This is a genomic window from Taibaiella sp. KBW10, assembly GCF_003852495.1.
Taxonomy (GTDB): domain Bacteria; phylum Bacteroidota; class Bacteroidia; order Chitinophagales; family Chitinophagaceae; genus Edaphocola.
Genome location: NZ_QAJI01000005.1, coordinates 293,102 through 309,599, shown reverse-complemented (window position 1 = coordinate 309,599; position 16,498 = coordinate 293,102). Strand labels below are relative to the sequence as shown.

Sequence of the window (16,498 nt, the reverse complement as noted above, 5' to 3'; positions counted from 1 at the left end):
CCAGCCTTCTGGATATTTAATAATAATCAAAAGGTAAAAAGCGCACAGCGAAACGGGGCCTGTCTTGCCGGAATCGAACCGGATAGCCTTATCCTGAGATTACGCTATTCCTCCCCAATCTGAGACGAAGTAACGCTGTACTACGACACTTTTGAATTTGGTTAAAAAATACAAGGCAATAAGTGGTATGTGTATTGTACGTGTTCTAACCACTGAACTACAGCTCGGTACAATGTACCGGAACCGGTGGGATTCGAACCCACGACCCCGTCGACCTGAACGATGTAACACAAACCTACGGCACTCATATCTGTTTTCAGTATATGGATAAGGCAACCAGCGAAAAAGGCTTTTATCCTGCTCTACCATTTGAGCTACCTCTTTCGAGGACAGGACTCGAACCTGCAGCACGGGCATTAATGATGCGAAGTATCCCTTTTCTACGGCACTCATCCATATCCTGATATCATTTCTTTAATATGCTGTTTTAGCGCACGACCAGGGTAAAATACGATAAGCATTTCTATTTTGGACGAAGTATTGCTTAGCTACGACACCCGGACGTACCCTAAAACGGCTAACATTTATCTTATAATATATTAGGTGTCTTATCCTTTACAAGGCTACAGCATTGATCATTTCCACCGCAGCGCTACCCTGCTCCAGAGACTGTAGCACTTCAAAAACTTTATCTGACCATCCGGCTATCAGATAGGCATCGTTACCGACCAGATCAACCGGCTGCCGGCCATAGCCGGCCAGGTCGAACAGGTACAACTTTGCATCCGGAGCCAAAAGCTTATAACGACGCCAGTAATCTGCAAATGGCTTATTTCCGGTGTTGTTGTTCCACATCTGTGTATCGGTAAAGAGCATTACTTTATCTACTATTGCTTTCCTGGAGATCAGGTCTTCCAGCACCAGATACCCATTGGTCGCGTATCCGACCTCTCCCTCTCTCCTGTAAAATGCCTCTACATTGCTCAGGACACTTTTACGCGACAGGTTGATGATCTTCCAGCGATCCCCGAACATACCACTTACCGCGTGTTTGCAGCGAGATTGCAAGAGCATTCCGAGCATCAAACCGATGTCATACAAAAGAACCTTGCTTTTAGGTGATACCGGCTTTTGCATAGAACCCGACACATCGCAGGCAATGACCACTTGTGTATCCCAGTCAAAACCCCTGATATTGGCTGCACTCTCCAGTACAGCATCTTCCAGCGCATCCATCAATGCAGTGGTATTAGTAGATTTCACCATTTTAAGCTCACGGTAAGCAGCCAGGAAGCGGAAAGGCAATTGCTTAGAACGGGCCACCTCGTTTGCATCGGCAAGTCGCGCACATACTTTTTCAATATGCAGAGCCGACACTTCGGCTTCCAGTATATTACGGAGATTCCGCATCAAGGCCATATAACCCACCTTTCCACTATCGATCAACTCTTCCCATCTGGCCTTAAAGGCTTGTTTACGCTCCGCTTCATTTCGATAAGCCTGCTGCCCTGTTGTGGAAAGGGCTACTTCCCAGGTATAAGGTGTTTCCAGGTTGTCGCCGGCAATCTTATCGAATATTACTTGTTGTCCGGCATCTTTGGGTTTCGGGTGCACGAGGAATAAGGCATCTTTTAGCTTTATTTCAGCAGCCCTGTTGTATTTTGCAAACTGGTATTCATCAAATTTATTAAATGCAAGGACGAGGCCTTTCTGTACCTGCTTGGATATTCTGTTCAATTTTTTGGTGCCGGATCGCTTATTAGCGATCTGGTAATAAGCCAGCAATTCCGTAATCTCATCGGCGCGTTGCACCACGCCATTCACGGCTTTACGCACCAAATCATTCCCATTGTTCATTTTAGCCAGCTCTGTAACCAAAACCAAAGGGACGGAACGCAGATACATTTCCCGACGAGTATAGATAGCCAGTTTGGCCACAAATTCCGCGCTGCATTTTTGCATCAGACTGATGATCCGCTCCAGGCGATGATCTGCATTTTCATAAAAGGTATCATTTAAACCAGCCGTTACGACTGCGGCATACAACTCCTGTTCCGGCGACATTATATAAGCAGGTGCATTTTCAAAATTGGTTGTTTGCCCGTTTGTTCGTTTTATAAGAAAGTTGAATTTCATGATGTATTATTTAGGGGAGTGATCCGCTTTGTTTGTTTCTTGTTATTTACAATGCAAAGATGGCTTTGGTACTACGCAGCCATTTTGCGCAGTTTATTTTATTATTTAAAAATCATGTAAACATCATCCTGTAAAGACTATAAATATTTTGTCCCCCAAAGACCCTATACAAATGCGCAGCTCTATTGCGCAGCAAAAAAGGAATTACTTATATTTGACAGATAAAAAAGAATAAATGGCGGTAAATAAACTGGCGCTGATCCGATATAAAACGATTGACGATTGCCTGCGTAACCGGTTTCGAAAATGGACCCTGGAAGATCTTATCGAAAAAGTAGGCGAAGTATTGTATGATAAGGAGGGCATCTCGACCGGGGTAAGCCGCCGGACGATACAGGCCGACATACAGGTCATGCGCAGTGACCGATTGGGCTATAACGCTCCGATTACTGTGGTGGATAAGAAGTTTTACGTTTATGAAGACAAAAGTTATAGCATTACCAATGCGCCTATTAACGATGCTGATGTAGCCAAACTCAAAGAAGTGGTGGGGGTACTGAAGCAGTTTAACGGATTTTCCTATTTTGATGAGATGAGCGATATGATCGCCCGTCTGGAGAACAACCTATATAAGGCCTCGCCTTCTAAACAGAACAAGATCCAGCTGGAGGGCAACCAGCTTTTAAAGGGTCTTGAATATATTATGCCTTTGCACCAGGCCATATTGAATGAAACACCGCTCCTGATCGAATACCGCTCTTTTAAAGCCAGACAGTCGCAACAGCAAATATATTATCCTTATTTGCTGAAAGAGTACCGCAATCGCTGGTTCCTGATCTGTAAGCAGCAAAAAGCAGAAAGCTTGCTCACCCTAGCTTTGGACCGGATGCTATCGGTTACTGCGCTTCCGCAACAGCGTTTCCAGGCGACCGCAATCAAAGATTTTGACGCTTATTATTCCGATCTTTTAGGCGTCACCAAAAATGAAAAAGATAAGGCTCTTAAGGTCGTGCTGAAGATCGATGCACAAAATGCACCCTATATCAAAACAAAACCCTTACATACCAGCCAGCAAATCCTCAGCGAAACGGCAGGAGGTACTACGTTTAGTATCGAGGTGATTCATAACTTTGAGCTGGAGCGGGAAATTTTAGGCTTTGGGGAATGTATACAAGTATTATCTCCCCGAATCTTAAAAAACCGCATTAAAAAGCGGATTCAAAAAATGAGTGACTTATACAACAACCCTCAAGATTCCTGAACCAATATCAATAAGCTTTAGCAATATTCATATTCAACCAAGTCAATATGGTACACACGCTCGTGCAAAAACAATGGCTGCCCTTATCTGTAAACCAGGCATGGCAGTTCTTTGCAACCCCTGCCAATCTTAATGAGATTACTCCGGCAGATATGGTTTTTGAAATCGTTTCTGAGGTGCCGGAAAAGATGTTTCCGGGATTAATGATCTTTTATGTGATCCGGCCATTCCTCAATATACCGCTGAAATGGCGCACCGAAATTACTCAGGTAAAGGAGGAGGTGTTTTTTATTGACGAGCAACGCAAGGGTCCCTATAAGCTGTGGCATCATGAACATCACTTTGAAGCACAGGACGGCGGTGTGTTAATGACCGATATCCTCCATTATGATATTGGTAAATCTGTTTTGGGATGGCTCGCCGGAAAATGGTTTGTGCATCAGAAAGTAAAGCAAATCTTTGCATTCCGGCGACAAAAACTGGAAGTATTATTTCCATCTGCAGCCGTCTAAATATGCCATTGGGGTTATTATCAATTTTACCTTTACTCCTATTGATATTATTGTAGCCGCAGCATTTTTATTTTTTTGTACTTTTGTCCCACCACAAATAATAAACGATTATGTTAAACGCAGCCGGTAATACCATTGTAAGTATTTATACAGAGATGACTCCGAATCCGGAAACCATGAAATTTGTTGCCAACAAATTGTTGTATCCCGGTCGTAGTATCGATTTTCCAGAAGAGAAAGAGGCACATCCATCGCCTTTAGCACAGGAACTATTTACCTTCCCTTTTGTGAAGGGTGTATTTATTGCCAGCAACTTCGTTACCCTTACGAAAACAGCAGAAACGGAATGGACGGAAGTAATCCCTACAATTCGCCAGTTTTTGAAAACATACCTGGAAGAAGGCAAAGACATTATTCTGGAAGACCTGGTTCCCAAAAAGGAGCACGACAGCAATGTGGTGAACGGTGATGATACCGATGTGGTAAAACGCATTAAAGAGATGTTGGAAAACTACGTAAAACCAGCAGTAGAAATGGATGGCGGCGCCATCAGTTTTATTGGTTATGATGATGGTATCGTGAAATTGGCTTTACAAGGAAGCTGTTCCGGTTGTCCCTCTTCTATGATCACGCTTAAATCTGGTATTGAAGGCATGATGAAACGTATGATTCCTGAAGTAAAAGAAGTTATTGCCGAGAACGAATAAGTTTTTTGCAAACAATATATAAAAGACGCGACCGCAGTTGATAACTGCGGTCGAGTCTTTTATGCTAATACATAGGTTATTATTTCTTCTTTTCTGGATTCATAATGCCGATAAAGCTGTTCTTACCATCGAAAAACTTGTTGGCCGCTTCTTTGATATCCTTCACATTGATGCCTTCAAGTGCTTTATCAAAAGTAAGGAATCGGTCTTTGCTGTATTCTTCAAATTTCAATTGCTCCAGTTTGTTCAACCAGTACATATTGGTTTTCAAATTTTCCTTTCTTTTCTCCACAATGGCAATTTTAACTTTATCCAGGTCTTTTTGCTCTGGGCCATCTTTTTTCAATTTCGCAATCTCTACATCTGTTGCTTTCAGAATAGCATCGACGTTTTCCGGACCCGTAGGCAATTGTGTACCCAATACATAGTTTGGATAAGGATCTCTGCTAAAAGTACCAGAAAAGCCTCCGGAATATATAGAACCCATTTCTTCTCTTAATTTTTCAATCACTCTGATGGTCAATATATCACCGATTAGCGTCGCTTTTAAAGCCATATCTTCAGAGAAAGGCATTTCTCCAAAATACTGGGCGAAGATCATGCTCTTCGCATCTTTTCCTTTTTCATAAACAAATTTATTGTTTCCGGCTTTCATTCTTAAGCCATTGTCTTTAAAGGAAGGCGCTCCGCTGCCTGTTTTGATAGAACCCAGATAGCGCGCTAACAGGGGTTTCAATTGCTCCGGATCTACATTGCCTACAATAAAGAAATGATAACCATTTGCTGCGGAAAATTCTTTTTTATAGATATCTCCGATATGCTGTGCATCCAGGGCATTGAGCTGGGCTTCCGAAGGGAAGGCAACGGGGCTCAAAGGATTGTTGTTATAGACTACTTTTAATAGAGTATCTACAAAAGACATCTGAGGATTTGATTTAACGAACTTTAGCTGCATATTCATTTTACCGACAAATGCCTTTAAGAGTTCTGCATCTACTCTCGGTTGGGTCAATTCCAAATGAACCAGTTGCAATAATGTTTCCACATGCTTTGCATCTGATTTACCGGATATTCCATTAGACACTTCTCCCATTTCGGGCGCTGCTTCTACGTTTTTACCTGCCAGTGCTTTGCTTAATGCGGTTGGGGTATATTTACCATAACCCATTGTCTCCACGAGCTGAGGCATTAAAGAAACGGTGAGTTTATCGGCAGCACCATAATTACCCGTTCCCCCTTTTTTCACCCCTTTAAGCAGGACTTCATCACTTTTAAAATCAGTATTCTTTACGGTAACCAATACACCATTACTTAAGGTGTACGTAACCGTATTTAATTGCTCATCTTTTACGGTATTGGTGATGGTGCCCATCTCCGGCATTTGATCCAGTAACTGATCTGAAACGATTTCTTCTTTTTTCTGAGTCACTTTTTGCTTGAAAGCGGTATTGATGGCCGCCAAAAGGCTTGCATCAGTATTGACTTTAGCATCTTTGGTCTGAGGGCTCATCACTGCCGCAAAGAATTTCTGGCGATCTTCTTTGGTAAATAATTTCTTGAAGGCTTCGGTTACTTCTTCTGCTTTAATACCCGGTAACAAGGCTTTGTATAAATCAAATTCTTTTTCTACACCCGGAATCGCCTCATTTTCCAAGAAATTTCTTTGGTATTCTTCTAAGAAGGCACTGGAATTAGTCGTATTGCGTTCGTTATAGGATTTCTCTACTGTGCTTAATAAGGCTTTCTTCACCACTTCCAATTCCGCTTCTGTAAATCCATACTCCTGTACGCTCAGCAGTTCACCAATCGCTGCATTAATGGCTGTAGTCAAATCGGTACTGGGCATTAATGCGGTACCAAGTGACTGGTATCCTCTGATATAACTTGAATTATCGGCCTGTGCAAAAATAAAGGGTGGCGTTGCGGAAGAAGACAGATCCTGGTAGCGCTGGTTTAAAGCAGCAAAAGCCAATTGTTCTGTCAAGGTATTTCTGTATTCTGCAACCGTTTTGTCGGCTTCTGTTTTGCGGGGAGAGAAGTTCAGGAACATCACCGTGTTGGTTTGCTCCGCATCAGTCAAGAACATGGCCTCCTGTTTTTTATAAGGATTGGCTTCAAAAACTTTACGCTCTTTTCCACTCGCCGGGTTGGTAAGGGAACTAAAATATTTTACCACCATCTCTTCTGCTTTCGCAGCGGTGATATCTCCAACCACGACCACAGCCATTAAATTCGGGCGATACCATTCTTTATAAAAACGTCTTAAGACATCGGGTTTAAAGGTTTTCAGCAGCTGATCTTTCCCGATCGGCAAGCGGTAACCATATCTGGTGTCGCCAAGTAGTTTTGGTAAAAACTTCTTTTGCATCCTGTCTTGTGCACCTTTACCCAAACGGGATTCTTCTAAAACAACTTTACGTTCTTCATTCACATCTTTATCCGTCATTAAAGCACCCTGCGCCCAGTCTTGTAAGATCTGAAAACCGGTTTCTATATTCTTAGGATTATCGGTCGGTACGGGCAACATATACACGGTTTCATCAAAACTGGTATAGGCATTAAGATCCGCTCCAAACTCTACGCCGATGGACTGAAGATAATTGACCAATTCATTTTTAGGAAAATGTTTGGTTCCGTTGAACAACATATGCTCTGTAAAGTGGGCTAAACCTAATTGATCTTCATCTTCCAGAATAGAACCGGCATTGATGATCAGGCGCAGTTCAACTTTATTTTCGGGTTTTTGATTGGGCCGTATATAATATTTTAAGCCATTGGGGAGTGTTCCGGTACTTACCTTTGCATCTATCCCTAATTGCTCACTGAGGGTTTGCTGAGCATTAAGCCTGCTGGCAGGCAAAACTGCACTGCACAGACCTATAGATAAAAGACCTATCTTAATTGTCTTTTTTATCATATTGTTTCAATATTGATGGTGAAAAGACAAATGTATAGAATATTATAAACTATACCGGGTTAAAAATGGTTAATTATGATTAATACCCCTTTTTGGGGGGTACAATCGCAATATGCACTTATTTTCCGGATTTTTTATACTTAGCTACGAGGTCAATTACGGATTTCCGATGCATGATATCTGCATTCAGTTCTTCCACTATTTTGAGTTTGCGCGGCGCTTCTTCCAAAGCGTCTTCTAACTTGATCATCGCTTCTTTGGTCTTGCCCAAAGCAAACAGGATCATGGAGTGATAATACAGAAAATCGGCGGATTGCTCACAGAAATTGCGCGATTCCAGCAACTGTTCCTGTGCCTCTTCATAAAAGCCAAACAGGTACAAACATCTGATCAGCGCCAACCAGCTCTTTTTAAAATTGGTTTTTAATTTTACGGCAGTTAAAAAGCAGGCAATGGCCTCTACACCTTCGTTGAGTGCAAGCAGGCAGTTGCCCAATGCCAGGCAGTAAGTTACATTTTCTTTATTGAGCTCGTAGGCTTTCCCAAATTGTTTCAAGGCTTTTTCCCACTCATTCTCCATCGCATAGGTTTGCCCTATCTTGAAATAAATGCCGTCATCTGTTGGGTTAAGGCGGGTTGCTTCCAGGTAATAGTGGCGCGCCTGCGGATAGTTTTTCTTTTTTTCGAAACAATGTCCTATCGCTTCAAAAATAACGTCTTCCGGTTTGCCCAGCTCAAGGTTTTTCTCTAAAGATTCAATAGCCTTATCATACCATTTCAAGCGCATATAGGCATCGGCCATATTGCGATAGGCAAACTCAAACTTATCATCAATCGCCACACAATATTCATAGGCGTCAATAGCCTTTTCATAAAGCTTAAGCCCCTGATAGGCCGAGCCCAGGTTGAACCATGCAAGTGCATTATAGGGCGACTGGTCGATCAGTTTCTGATGCAGGACAATGCTTTCTTCCTGCTTTTCGGCAAAGTCTGCCCAATAGCATATTTTATGTAAGGCCTCCTCATTAGAAGGATCCATTTCTAAAATAGCTTTTAAAATATCAAATACGGCATCCAGTTGCTCACATTCATCATATACCTCTGCCAGTTCCAGCATGATCTCAATACGATCTTTACCGGTAAACTGCTGGGCCATTTGCTCCAGATACATCGCGGCCTGATCATACTTCAATTGCGCCACTAATATGTCGGAGCGCAGGATGATGGCTTCTATAATCAATTGTTCTTTAGTATCTAATTCATCCAGTACGCTGATCGCCTGGCGGTATTTTTGGGATTGAAATAAAAGTTCTGCCTTTAATATATAAAATTCGGAAGAAAAAGGGTGGTGCACCAAGGCTATTTCACAAGCAATTAATGCTTCAGCTTCCTGATTATTTTGATAGAAATAGTCTATAACCAACTCAAACTCCTGTTCATTCCAAAACCTCACGGCCTCGCCTTTTTTTATAGATTCGTATTCCTTTAAGAGCTCTTCTATACTGCTGGCAAAATCGTCGTCTTCGTTCCATTCGTCGTCAAACATATCGTATCGTTTAAGATTAAAACAAATTTACTTAAAATCTTTTCCTAAAACCAAAACTATTTCATAAAAAAACCCATGGTTTCTATAGAGATAATTGATATATTTTTCACTTTGGGATTCTGATACTTAAAAGCCCGTTCTTTTTACAATTTACGCATAATTTTAATCCTGATTCCAGCCTGCTCTTTAAGCCATAATTTTATTCATTTTTATTTGAATAATAGGAATATGACGTACCTTAGCGTTCGCTTTCTCATAAAGCTATTACGAAACACAATAAAATATACATTTCTACAAAAAAACCGCTAATGAAATTATTAGAAGGAAAAACAGCGTTAATCACCGGGGGAAGCAGAGGAATCGGTGAATCTATTGTTTTAAAATTTGCAGAACAGGGTGCGAATATTGCTTTTACCTATTTGTCTTCTGAAGAAAGAGCGAAATCTATTGAGGCTAAAGTAGCTGCAATGGGGGTAAACGTTAAATCATATAAGAGTGATGCGGCTAATTTTGCAGAAGCAGAAAAATTAGTCAGTGATGTAGTAGCCGATTTTGGCAAAATTGATATCTGTGTGAATAATGCCGGTATCTCCCGCGACAATCTTTTGCTTAGGGTTACGGAAGACCAGTGGGATGAGGTGATGCAAGCCAACTTAAAATCAGTATTTAATCTAACGAAACAAGTCATCCGCCCGATGATGAAAGCCCGTGCAGGAAGCATTATCAATATGAGTTCTGTGGTTGGCGTACAGGGTAATGGCGGACAAAGTGCTTATGCCGCTTCAAAGGCAGGCATTATAGGCTTTACGAAATCAATTGCAGCAGAAATGGGCAGCAGAAATATTCGCTGTAACGCGATTGCCCCGGGTTTTGTAGAAACAGACATGACGCACTATTTAAAAGAAGGTGGAGAAGGGGCCGACAAATGGCTGATGAAAATACCTTTAGGCCGTTTTGCCAAACCGGAAGAGGTTGCAAACGTAGCTTTATTTTTGGCTTCTGATCTTGGTGGTTATGTAAACGGACAGACGGTAAATGTTTGTGGCGGTATGACGATGTAATAAAATTATTTTTTTCGCTATTATAATCATATTTAAATGAGTAAAATACACGCTGCTATTACTGCAGTAGGTGGCTACGTACCGGAGTATGTGTTGACCAATAAAGAATTGGAAACCATGATAGATACTACCGACGAATGGATACGTACACGCACCGGCATCCTGGAAAGGAGAATTCTGAAAGGTGCTGACATGGGTACCTCTGAAATGGGGATTAAAGCAGTACAACAGATTTTAGAAAAGAAAAACCTGGATCCGGCGGAGATAGACCTCCTCATTTGTGCAACAACCACACCGGACATGCAATTTCCGGCCACAGCCAATCTTATTGCAGCCAAATCGGGCCTGGTAAATGCTTTCGGATTTGATGTAAATGCGGCTTGTAGCGGATTTATGTATGCCTTAAATACCGGTGCACAATTCATCGAAAATGGCAGATGTAAAAAAGTAATTGTTGTAGGTGGCGATAAAATGAGTTCTATCATGAACTATGAAGATCGTGCAACCTGCATCATCTTCGGCGACGGCGCCGGTGCTGTTTTGCTGGAAGCTGATGATACCGGAACCGGCATCATTGACTCTATCCTCAAAAGCGACGGAAACGGATGGGTACATCTGCATCAGAAAGCAGGTGGTTCCAGAAGGCCCGCTACGATGGAAACAGTAGCCAATAAAGAACATTTCGTATATCAGGAAGGACAAACGGTATTTAAGTTTGCCGTAACCAATATGGCAGATGTTGCCGCCCAGATTATGGAGCGCAATCAGCTTTCAGGCGAAGATGTTGCCTGGCTGGTACCACACCAGGCCAATAAGCGTATTATTGACGCTACGGCCAATAGAATGAATGTTCCGGAAGAGCGCGTGATGCTGAACATCACGAAGTTTGGGAATACGACTAATGGTACCTTACCTCTATGTCTTTGGGAATATGAAAATCAATTAAAAAAAGGAGACAACCTCATTTTAGCAGCCTTTGGTGGTGGCTTTACTTGGGGAGCGACCTATATTAAATGGGCTTATTAAGTCCATCATACTGATAAAAGAAAAGCNNGCTTTTCTTTTATCAGTATGATTCTTATTTTAATAGTTCTTCCAGCTTGCTGCTCAACTCTTCACCCATCAGGTTTATACCTACTACTTTTCCGTTCGGATCAATCAGGACATTGGAAGGAATAGATTCTATGCCATATAGATCAACAATAGACGATTTCCAGCCTTTTAGTTCGCTGGTCTGGGTCCAAGCAATTTTATCTTCTTTTATGGCATCACTCCACTTGGATTTCTCATCATCTAAAGAGATGCCTAAGATATCAAAATTCTTATCTTTAAACTTATTATAAGTAGCCACTACATTAGGATTCTCCGCCCTGCATGGAGGACACCAGGAGGCCCAAAAATCGATAAGCAGATACTTACCTTTATACTTATTAAGTGTTACCGTATGTCCATTAATATCTTTAATGCTGAAATCCGGTGCGGGGTTATTTAGTTTGACATTGCTGTTCTTAACTGCTGTCGTACCACCAAAGCTGCTAACAAGTTTTTTGAAATCAGTAACTAAAGTCTGGTTGCCAAAACGTTTATCCAGAGATACCATGAATTTTTCCAGAAACGGCTGATCATTCAATAGATTCTCTACACGCAGGGCCGCTAATACGGCTACGGGAAGAAATCGGGAAGTATCTGCATACTCCTTCATATAATTCCGCATATCGTTCATACGGCCATCAAAATCACTTTGAGCCACAAGGAGTAAGCTATCATGCTTTATGGGAGAGGCGGAGATACTGTCAATGGCCAGGTGAAGTGCTGCAAATGTCTTATCGTAAGCATACATCTTAGATACCAGGTTTCTTAAACTTGCCGATCCGGCAGAACCCGATACCGTGTAATTCTCTATATCTTTCCAATCGGCTTTTAGCTTTACTTCCGGCTGATCGTTTATTACTAAGATAAATTTAGGGCCTAACTTTATCCGGTACATTTTCTGCTCCTTTCCGATAGAGCCCGAAAGACTAAAAGTGCCATTGGCACTACTTTCTGCTGAGTCTGTAATTTTCAGCTCATTGTTAAGTCCGATCTCTTCCAGATATACCACTGTTTTGGGCATTCCGGAAATGTTACCTTGTACATTAAAAGAATGTTCGCTTTTATTGTTTTTACAGGCACCGAGACCCACCAAAGCACATCCAATAATAAAAGGTGAATATTTTTTCATACAATTTTACCCAATGTAAAGGGCAAAAGTACTTAATAGCCACATTAATTGGATATAAATGTTTGCTAAATTTATATAGATTCCTGATTATACATCAGGCTACACGTGGCCAAGGCCTGCAAAGCTTAGCCGGAACACCTCACAGCGCTTTTTTATTACCCTAAACAGCACAAAAAAGCCATAAATAAATATTTATGGCTTTTTGACAAATAATACATTACAATTAGTCTTTTATGAAAGGATAATCTTGTTGTGTGTATACATGGTTGTATAATTCGCTGTTATCCGGCCAAGGGCTTTCTTCTGCAAATTTCACACATTCATCAACTTCTTTTTTTACTTTTTCATTGATCGCTTCCAATTCCGCTTCTGTAGCAAAATTTTGCTCCTGTATTTTTTTGATTACAAACTGGATCGGATCCTGCTCTTTGTATTCAGCTTCTTCTTCTTTAGTACGGTATTTCGCAGGATCACTCATAGAGTGTCCGCGATAACGATAAGTGCGTATTTCAAGGAAGGTTGGCCCACCTTTTTCACGAGCACGTTTTGCTGCTCTTTCAATAGCAATATGTACGTCTTCCGGATTCATACCATCTACTGTATCTGCCGGCATTTCAAAAGCATCTGCCATTCTGGAAATGTCCAATACTTTAGAGGTACGCTCTACAGAAGTACCCATCGCGTAAAAGTTATTTTCACAAATAAAGATTACCGGTAAATTCCACAGCATGGCCATGTTAAACGTCTCATGCAGGATACCCTGACGCGCCGCACCATCACCAAATAAACATACGGTAACTCTATCATTTTCATTATAATAATCCGCAAAAGCGATACCCGCACCCAAACCAATCTGTCCGCCTACGATACCATGCCCGCCGAAAAATCTTTTTTCTTTGGAGAAAAAGTGCATAGAACCACCTTTACCGCCGGTACAACCGGTTGCCTTACCATACAACTCTGCCATACATTCATTGGCGGTCATGCCTTTGGCCAAAGCCAAACCATGGTCCCGATATGCGGTAATCAGGTTGTCATCTGGTCTGATAGCAGACATAATTCCCGCTGAAACAGCCTCCTGGCCTATATATAAGTGACAAAAGCCACGAATTTTCTGCATCCCGTACAATTGTCCCGCTTTTTCTTCGAACTTACGTTGCAAAAGCATGCTTTCGTACCACTCTAAATATTGCTCTTTATCGAATTGTGTTTGCACTTGATCCAATTTTATTTTTGCGAAAATAATTAAAAATATTGAGTTAATGTACCAATTATATGCAAATTTGCAGTTTAGGTAACATTAAATCCAAGGGCTTGAGCTTTCTTTCTTCCATATCCTTAACGCAATTTAGAAATTACGGTTTGCAATCATTCGACTTCGATGCAAAAGTGATTGGCATTACGGGTAATAATGGCATTGGAAAGACCAATCTGCTCGATGCCATTTATTATTTATGTTTTACGAAAAGCTATTTCCAAAGTAAGGAAATCCACAATGTACAACAGGGCTTGGATGGTTTTAGAATAGAAGGTGCTTTTCTCGATATGGCCGCCGGAGCACCTGTTGCAACCAGTATTGTCTGGAAAGAAGGGAAAAAGAAGATCATGGAAAAGGGCATCCTGGTAGAACGTGTGACAAGCTATATTGGTAAGCATACAGCCCTGATGATTGCCCCTGATGATATTGCGCTGATCAATGGTGCCAGCGATGTACGCCGGAAATTTATTGACGGACTCTTGTCTCAGGCAGACCGCAATTATCTGGAGCAATTACTCGCCTATCAAAAAGTGCTCACTCAGCGAAATGCATACCTCAAACAAGTGCCTGCCATACACTTGAATCATGATTTACTGGATGTGTATGATAACCAATTGGCACAATCCGGAACCTACCTGATGCAGCAAAGAATCCAATTTTCTAACGAGCTCCCTGTATTGGTCCAGTCTTTTTACCAACAACTGGCACAGCAAACGGAGGCGATTGACGTGGTATACAAGCCTTGCATCCATACACCAGAGCAATTGAAAGCATTGCTTCAGTATAACCGCGCAAGGGACATAGAAGCCCGCCGCACGACTGCTGGTTTGCATACGGAAGACTGGGCTTTATTATTGAACGAGCATCCTTATAAAACGCATGCCTCTCAGGGTCAAAAAAAATCCATGCTGATCAGCATGAAATTGGCGCAACTGGAATGGTTGCGCCAATTGGGCAAATCACCCATTGTCCTGCTGGACGATATTTTTGAGAAATTAGACCAAGAACGCTTATCGCGTTTTTTCGCCTTACTCCATCAATTAGAAATTCCACAAATCTTTATGACCCACACGAATACTGAGGAGTTACGCCATTTGGTGCATGCTCATTTCTCTTCTTTACAAATGATCACCCTATAACAAAAGCCTTAGGCAGGTGGTGTTTCTTCTTCCCGTTCATCTTGTTTTTTAGGATGAATATTTTCATTGAAAAAGAAGTTGGCCAGCGACGATAATGGTCCTTCCATCTTATTCGTTCGGTCGTCAATAATATCTATATTTAGTTTTGGCCCCAGACCTAGAACTGAAGGCAGGTAGCGCAAAATATCATTTTGCTGGTTTTCTAAAGCAGACATCAACTTTTTCGCATTACCTTCATGCTGCTCTTGGCTTACCCGGTTAAAGGCATCAATTGTCCGTGCGATATAATCACCCGCTTCCGTAGGCGTAGTCTGCGCATACTTTGCAATCGCATCAATGACCTCGTCTGACTTGCCGGCAAATACCTGATCCATTTGTGCCGTATATTGCTCTGGATGTTCTTGCTTCGCTAAATGGATTAAGGAGCCAATCAGTACCGCAGGAATAGCTGCTTGTGCCAAAGCATCCGAGCTTTCGGGATGAACAGGTGTATGCAAATTAGGATCGTTAATATCAATTTTTTCAATATTGGTGCCTAGGGCCTCCTGCATATTTAAAATGAGATTCTCTGACATAGCTGAAAAATTTAATTTGATCAATACGGATTATTCTCCTTTAAAGATAAGCCTTAAATCGCGCTATGCCATGATCTGCGCTTTAAAGTTTTGTCAAAATAAAATTATAGCTATAGATAATAACTTAATTATAAGCGGATTTTATAAGCTAAAGGGGCGAAAGATGACTCCCTTGATACTATAAAAGTACGATAGCNNGCTATCGTACTTTTATAGTATCCTCTATTTTTTATTTATTCTGTTGTTTTTCCCTTTGCCCTTATTGCTGCAACAATCTTTCCGGCACCTTTTTCCAAAAGAACCTGAGCAGCCTTCTGTCCTGCCTGTTCTTTTTCTTCCATGCTAAAGTTTTGTTCCGTTTCGAGCAATTCTTTCCCATCAGGGCTGCAGATATTGCCCTGGAAATGTATGATGCCATTATGTACCCTTGCCAAGGCGCTGATCGGGGTAGAGCAGCCTCCCATTAGGGCTTTAAGGAAATCTCTTTCTATAGTGACACAAAGTGCTGTATCGGCATCATTGAATTGATTGCATACATCCCTGACCTCCGGCGCTTCTGAACGGCAGACAATCATGATGGCACCTTGTGCCGGAGCCGGCAACATCCAGTCTAATGTCTCGTAATGATCCGGCAGTAAATCCATTCTTTCTAAACCCGCTTCTGCAAAGACGGCGCCATCCCAATCACTATCGGCTAGCTTCTGTAATCTTGTTTGGACATTCCCCCTAAGGTTATCCATTACACAATCCGGATATTTATGGAGTAACATCGCCTTTCTCCGTACCGATCCGGTACCGATTTTTGTATACACTTCCTGTTTCGCTTTATCCTTACCAAATACCAAAATATCTTTATAAGAAGCCCTGGGCAATACGGCTGCTTCTACAATACCTTGTGCCAATTGTGTGGGTACGTCTTTCATGGAATGTACCGCGATATCAATTTTATCGCTCAGCAAATAGGCATCTAATGTTTTCGTAAACAAGCCTTCTACACCCATTGCATAAAGGGGCGTTACCAGATCAAGATCACCTTCGCTTTTTACGGGAACAAGCACTGAGGCAATTCCTTTTTCGGCCAGGAGGGCTTTCACTTTATTGGCTTGCCATAAAGCAAGTTTGCTATCTCTTGTCCCTATTCTAAGTATTTTTTGCATGATTTCTA

13 protein-coding genes are annotated in these 16,498 nt (G+C 41.7%); 6 read left to right on the top strand and 7 right to left on the bottom strand.

From position 1 onward, the window contains the following. Window positions 1-615: 615 nt before the first annotated feature. On the bottom strand, window positions 616-2,136 hold the full coding sequence (locus DBR32_RS11820) for a TROVE domain-containing protein (protein WP_124636543.1): 1,521 nt from the start codon (window positions 2,134-2,136) through the stop codon (window positions 616-618). A gap of 235 nt (window positions 2,137-2,371) precedes the next feature. Here DBR32_RS11820 and DBR32_RS11815 point away from each other — a divergent pair, with 235 nt between their 5' ends. From DBR32_RS11815 to DBR32_RS15865, 3 genes are all read left to right on the top strand, one after another. Further along, window positions 2,372-3,397: a YafY family protein gene (locus DBR32_RS11815; protein WP_124636542.1), complete on the top strand. Its 1,026-nt coding sequence runs from the start codon at window positions 2,372-2,374 to the stop codon at window positions 3,395-3,397. 47 nt (window positions 3,398-3,444) lie between these two features. Further along, complete coding sequence (locus DBR32_RS11810) at window positions 3,445-3,909, top strand: SRPBCC family protein (RefSeq protein ID WP_124636541.1); 465 nt, start codon at window positions 3,445-3,447, stop codon at window positions 3,907-3,909. 110 nt (window positions 3,910-4,019) lie between these two features. Then, window positions 4,020-4,616, top strand: coding sequence for a NifU family protein (locus tag DBR32_RS15865; protein ID WP_370453702.1), 597 nt, complete (start codon window positions 4,020-4,022; stop codon window positions 4,614-4,616). A 79-nt stretch (window positions 4,617-4,695) separates the two neighbouring features. On the opposite strand, the gene DBR32_RS11800 is transcribed toward DBR32_RS15865, so the two are convergent. Together DBR32_RS11800 and DBR32_RS11795 are read right to left on the bottom strand one after the other, a co-directional pair. Continuing rightward, window positions 4,696-7,533 (bottom strand): pitrilysin family protein, encoded by a 2,838-nt coding sequence (locus DBR32_RS11800; protein ID WP_124636540.1) that lies wholly within the window; start codon window positions 7,531-7,533, stop codon window positions 4,696-4,698. 118 nt (window positions 7,534-7,651) lie between these two features. Then, window positions 7,652-9,079: a lipopolysaccharide assembly protein LapB gene (locus DBR32_RS11795; RefSeq protein ID WP_124636539.1), complete on the bottom strand. Its 1,428-nt coding sequence runs from the start codon at window positions 9,077-9,079 to the stop codon at window positions 7,652-7,654. Window positions 9,080-9,387: 308 nt separating this feature from the next. On the opposite strand from DBR32_RS11795, the gene fabG reads away from it, so the two are divergent. Both fabG and DBR32_RS11785 read left to right on the top strand, forming a co-directional pair. Then, on the top strand, window positions 9,388-10,140 hold the full coding sequence (fabG, locus tag DBR32_RS11790) for a 3-oxoacyl-[acyl-carrier-protein] reductase (RefSeq protein ID WP_124636538.1): 753 nt from the start codon (window positions 9,388-9,390) through the stop codon (window positions 10,138-10,140). Between the two features lie 36 nt (window positions 10,141-10,176). Continuing rightward, window positions 10,177-11,166, top strand: coding sequence for a beta-ketoacyl-ACP synthase III (locus DBR32_RS11785; protein ID WP_124636537.1), 990 nt, complete (start codon window positions 10,177-10,179; stop codon window positions 11,164-11,166). Between the two features lie 52 nt (window positions 11,167-11,218). On the opposite strand, the gene DBR32_RS11780 is transcribed toward DBR32_RS11785, so the two are convergent. Beyond that, window positions 11,219-12,361 (bottom strand): TlpA disulfide reductase family protein, encoded by a 1,143-nt coding sequence (locus DBR32_RS11780; RefSeq protein ID WP_124636536.1) that lies wholly within the window; start codon window positions 12,359-12,361, stop codon window positions 11,219-11,221. 223 nt (window positions 12,362-12,584) lie between these two features. After that, a complete protein-coding gene (gene pdhA, locus DBR32_RS11775) occupies window positions 12,585-13,577 on the bottom strand; it encodes a pyruvate dehydrogenase (acetyl-transferring) E1 component subunit alpha (protein ID WP_124636535.1) in 993 nt (330 codons plus the stop codon). A 98-nt stretch (window positions 13,578-13,675) separates the two neighbouring features. Here pdhA and DBR32_RS11770 point away from each other — a divergent pair, with 98 nt between their 5' ends. After that, window positions 13,676-14,758: a DNA replication/repair protein RecF gene (locus DBR32_RS11770; protein WP_158605975.1), complete on the top strand. Its 1,083-nt coding sequence runs from the start codon at window positions 13,676-13,678 to the stop codon at window positions 14,756-14,758. Between the two features lie 8 nt (window positions 14,759-14,766). Here DBR32_RS11770 and DBR32_RS11765 read toward each other — a convergent pair whose 3' ends face one another. Beyond that, window positions 14,767-15,333, bottom strand: coding sequence for a hypothetical protein (locus DBR32_RS11765; protein ID WP_124636533.1), 567 nt, complete (start codon window positions 15,331-15,333; stop codon window positions 14,767-14,769). Between the two features lie 233 nt (window positions 15,334-15,566). After that, a complete protein-coding gene (gene hemC / locus DBR32_RS11760; RefSeq protein ID WP_124636532.1) occupies window positions 15,567-16,490 on the bottom strand; it encodes a hydroxymethylbilane synthase in 924 nt (307 codons plus the stop codon). Window positions 16,491-16,498 lie beyond the last annotated feature (8 nt).

Bases quoted from the DNA above. Each gene is read 5' to 3' on its own strand.
- DBR32_RS11795 (WP_124636539.1), bottom strand. From the start codon at position 9,079: ATGTTTGACGACGAATGGAACGAAGACGACGATTTTGCCAGCAGTATA.
- fabG (WP_124636538.1), top strand. From the start codon at position 9,388: ATGAAATTATTAGAAGGAAAAACAGCGTTAATCACCGGGGGAAGCAGA.
- DBR32_RS11765 (WP_124636533.1), bottom strand. From the start codon at position 15,333: ATGTCAGAGAATCTCATTTTAAATATGCAGGAGGCCCTAGGCACCAAT.
- hemC (WP_124636532.1), bottom strand. From the start codon at position 16,490: ATGCAAAAAATACTTAGAATAGGGACAAGAGATAGCAAACTTGCTTTA.
- DBR32_RS11810 (WP_124636541.1), top strand. From the start codon at position 3,445: ATGGTACACACGCTCGTGCAAAAACAATGGCTGCCCTTATCTGTAAAC.
- DBR32_RS15865 (WP_370453702.1), top strand. From the start codon at position 4,020: ATGTTAAACGCAGCCGGTAATACCATTGTAAGTATTTATACAGAGATG.
- DBR32_RS11800 (WP_124636540.1), bottom strand. From the start codon at position 7,533: ATGATAAAAAAGACAATTAAGATAGGTCTTTTATCTATAGGTCTGTGC.
- DBR32_RS11780 (WP_124636536.1), bottom strand. From the start codon at position 12,361: ATGAAAAAATATTCACCTTTTATTATTGGATGTGCTTTGGTGGGTCTC.
- DBR32_RS11815 (WP_124636542.1), top strand. From the start codon at position 2,372: ATGGCGGTAAATAAACTGGCGCTGATCCGATATAAAACGATTGACGAT.
- DBR32_RS11785 (WP_124636537.1), top strand. From the start codon at position 10,177: ATGAGTAAAATACACGCTGCTATTACTGCAGTAGGTGGCTACGTACCG.
- DBR32_RS11820 (WP_124636543.1), bottom strand. From the start codon at position 2,136: ATGAAATTCAACTTTCTTATAAAACGAACAAACGGGCAAACAACCAAT.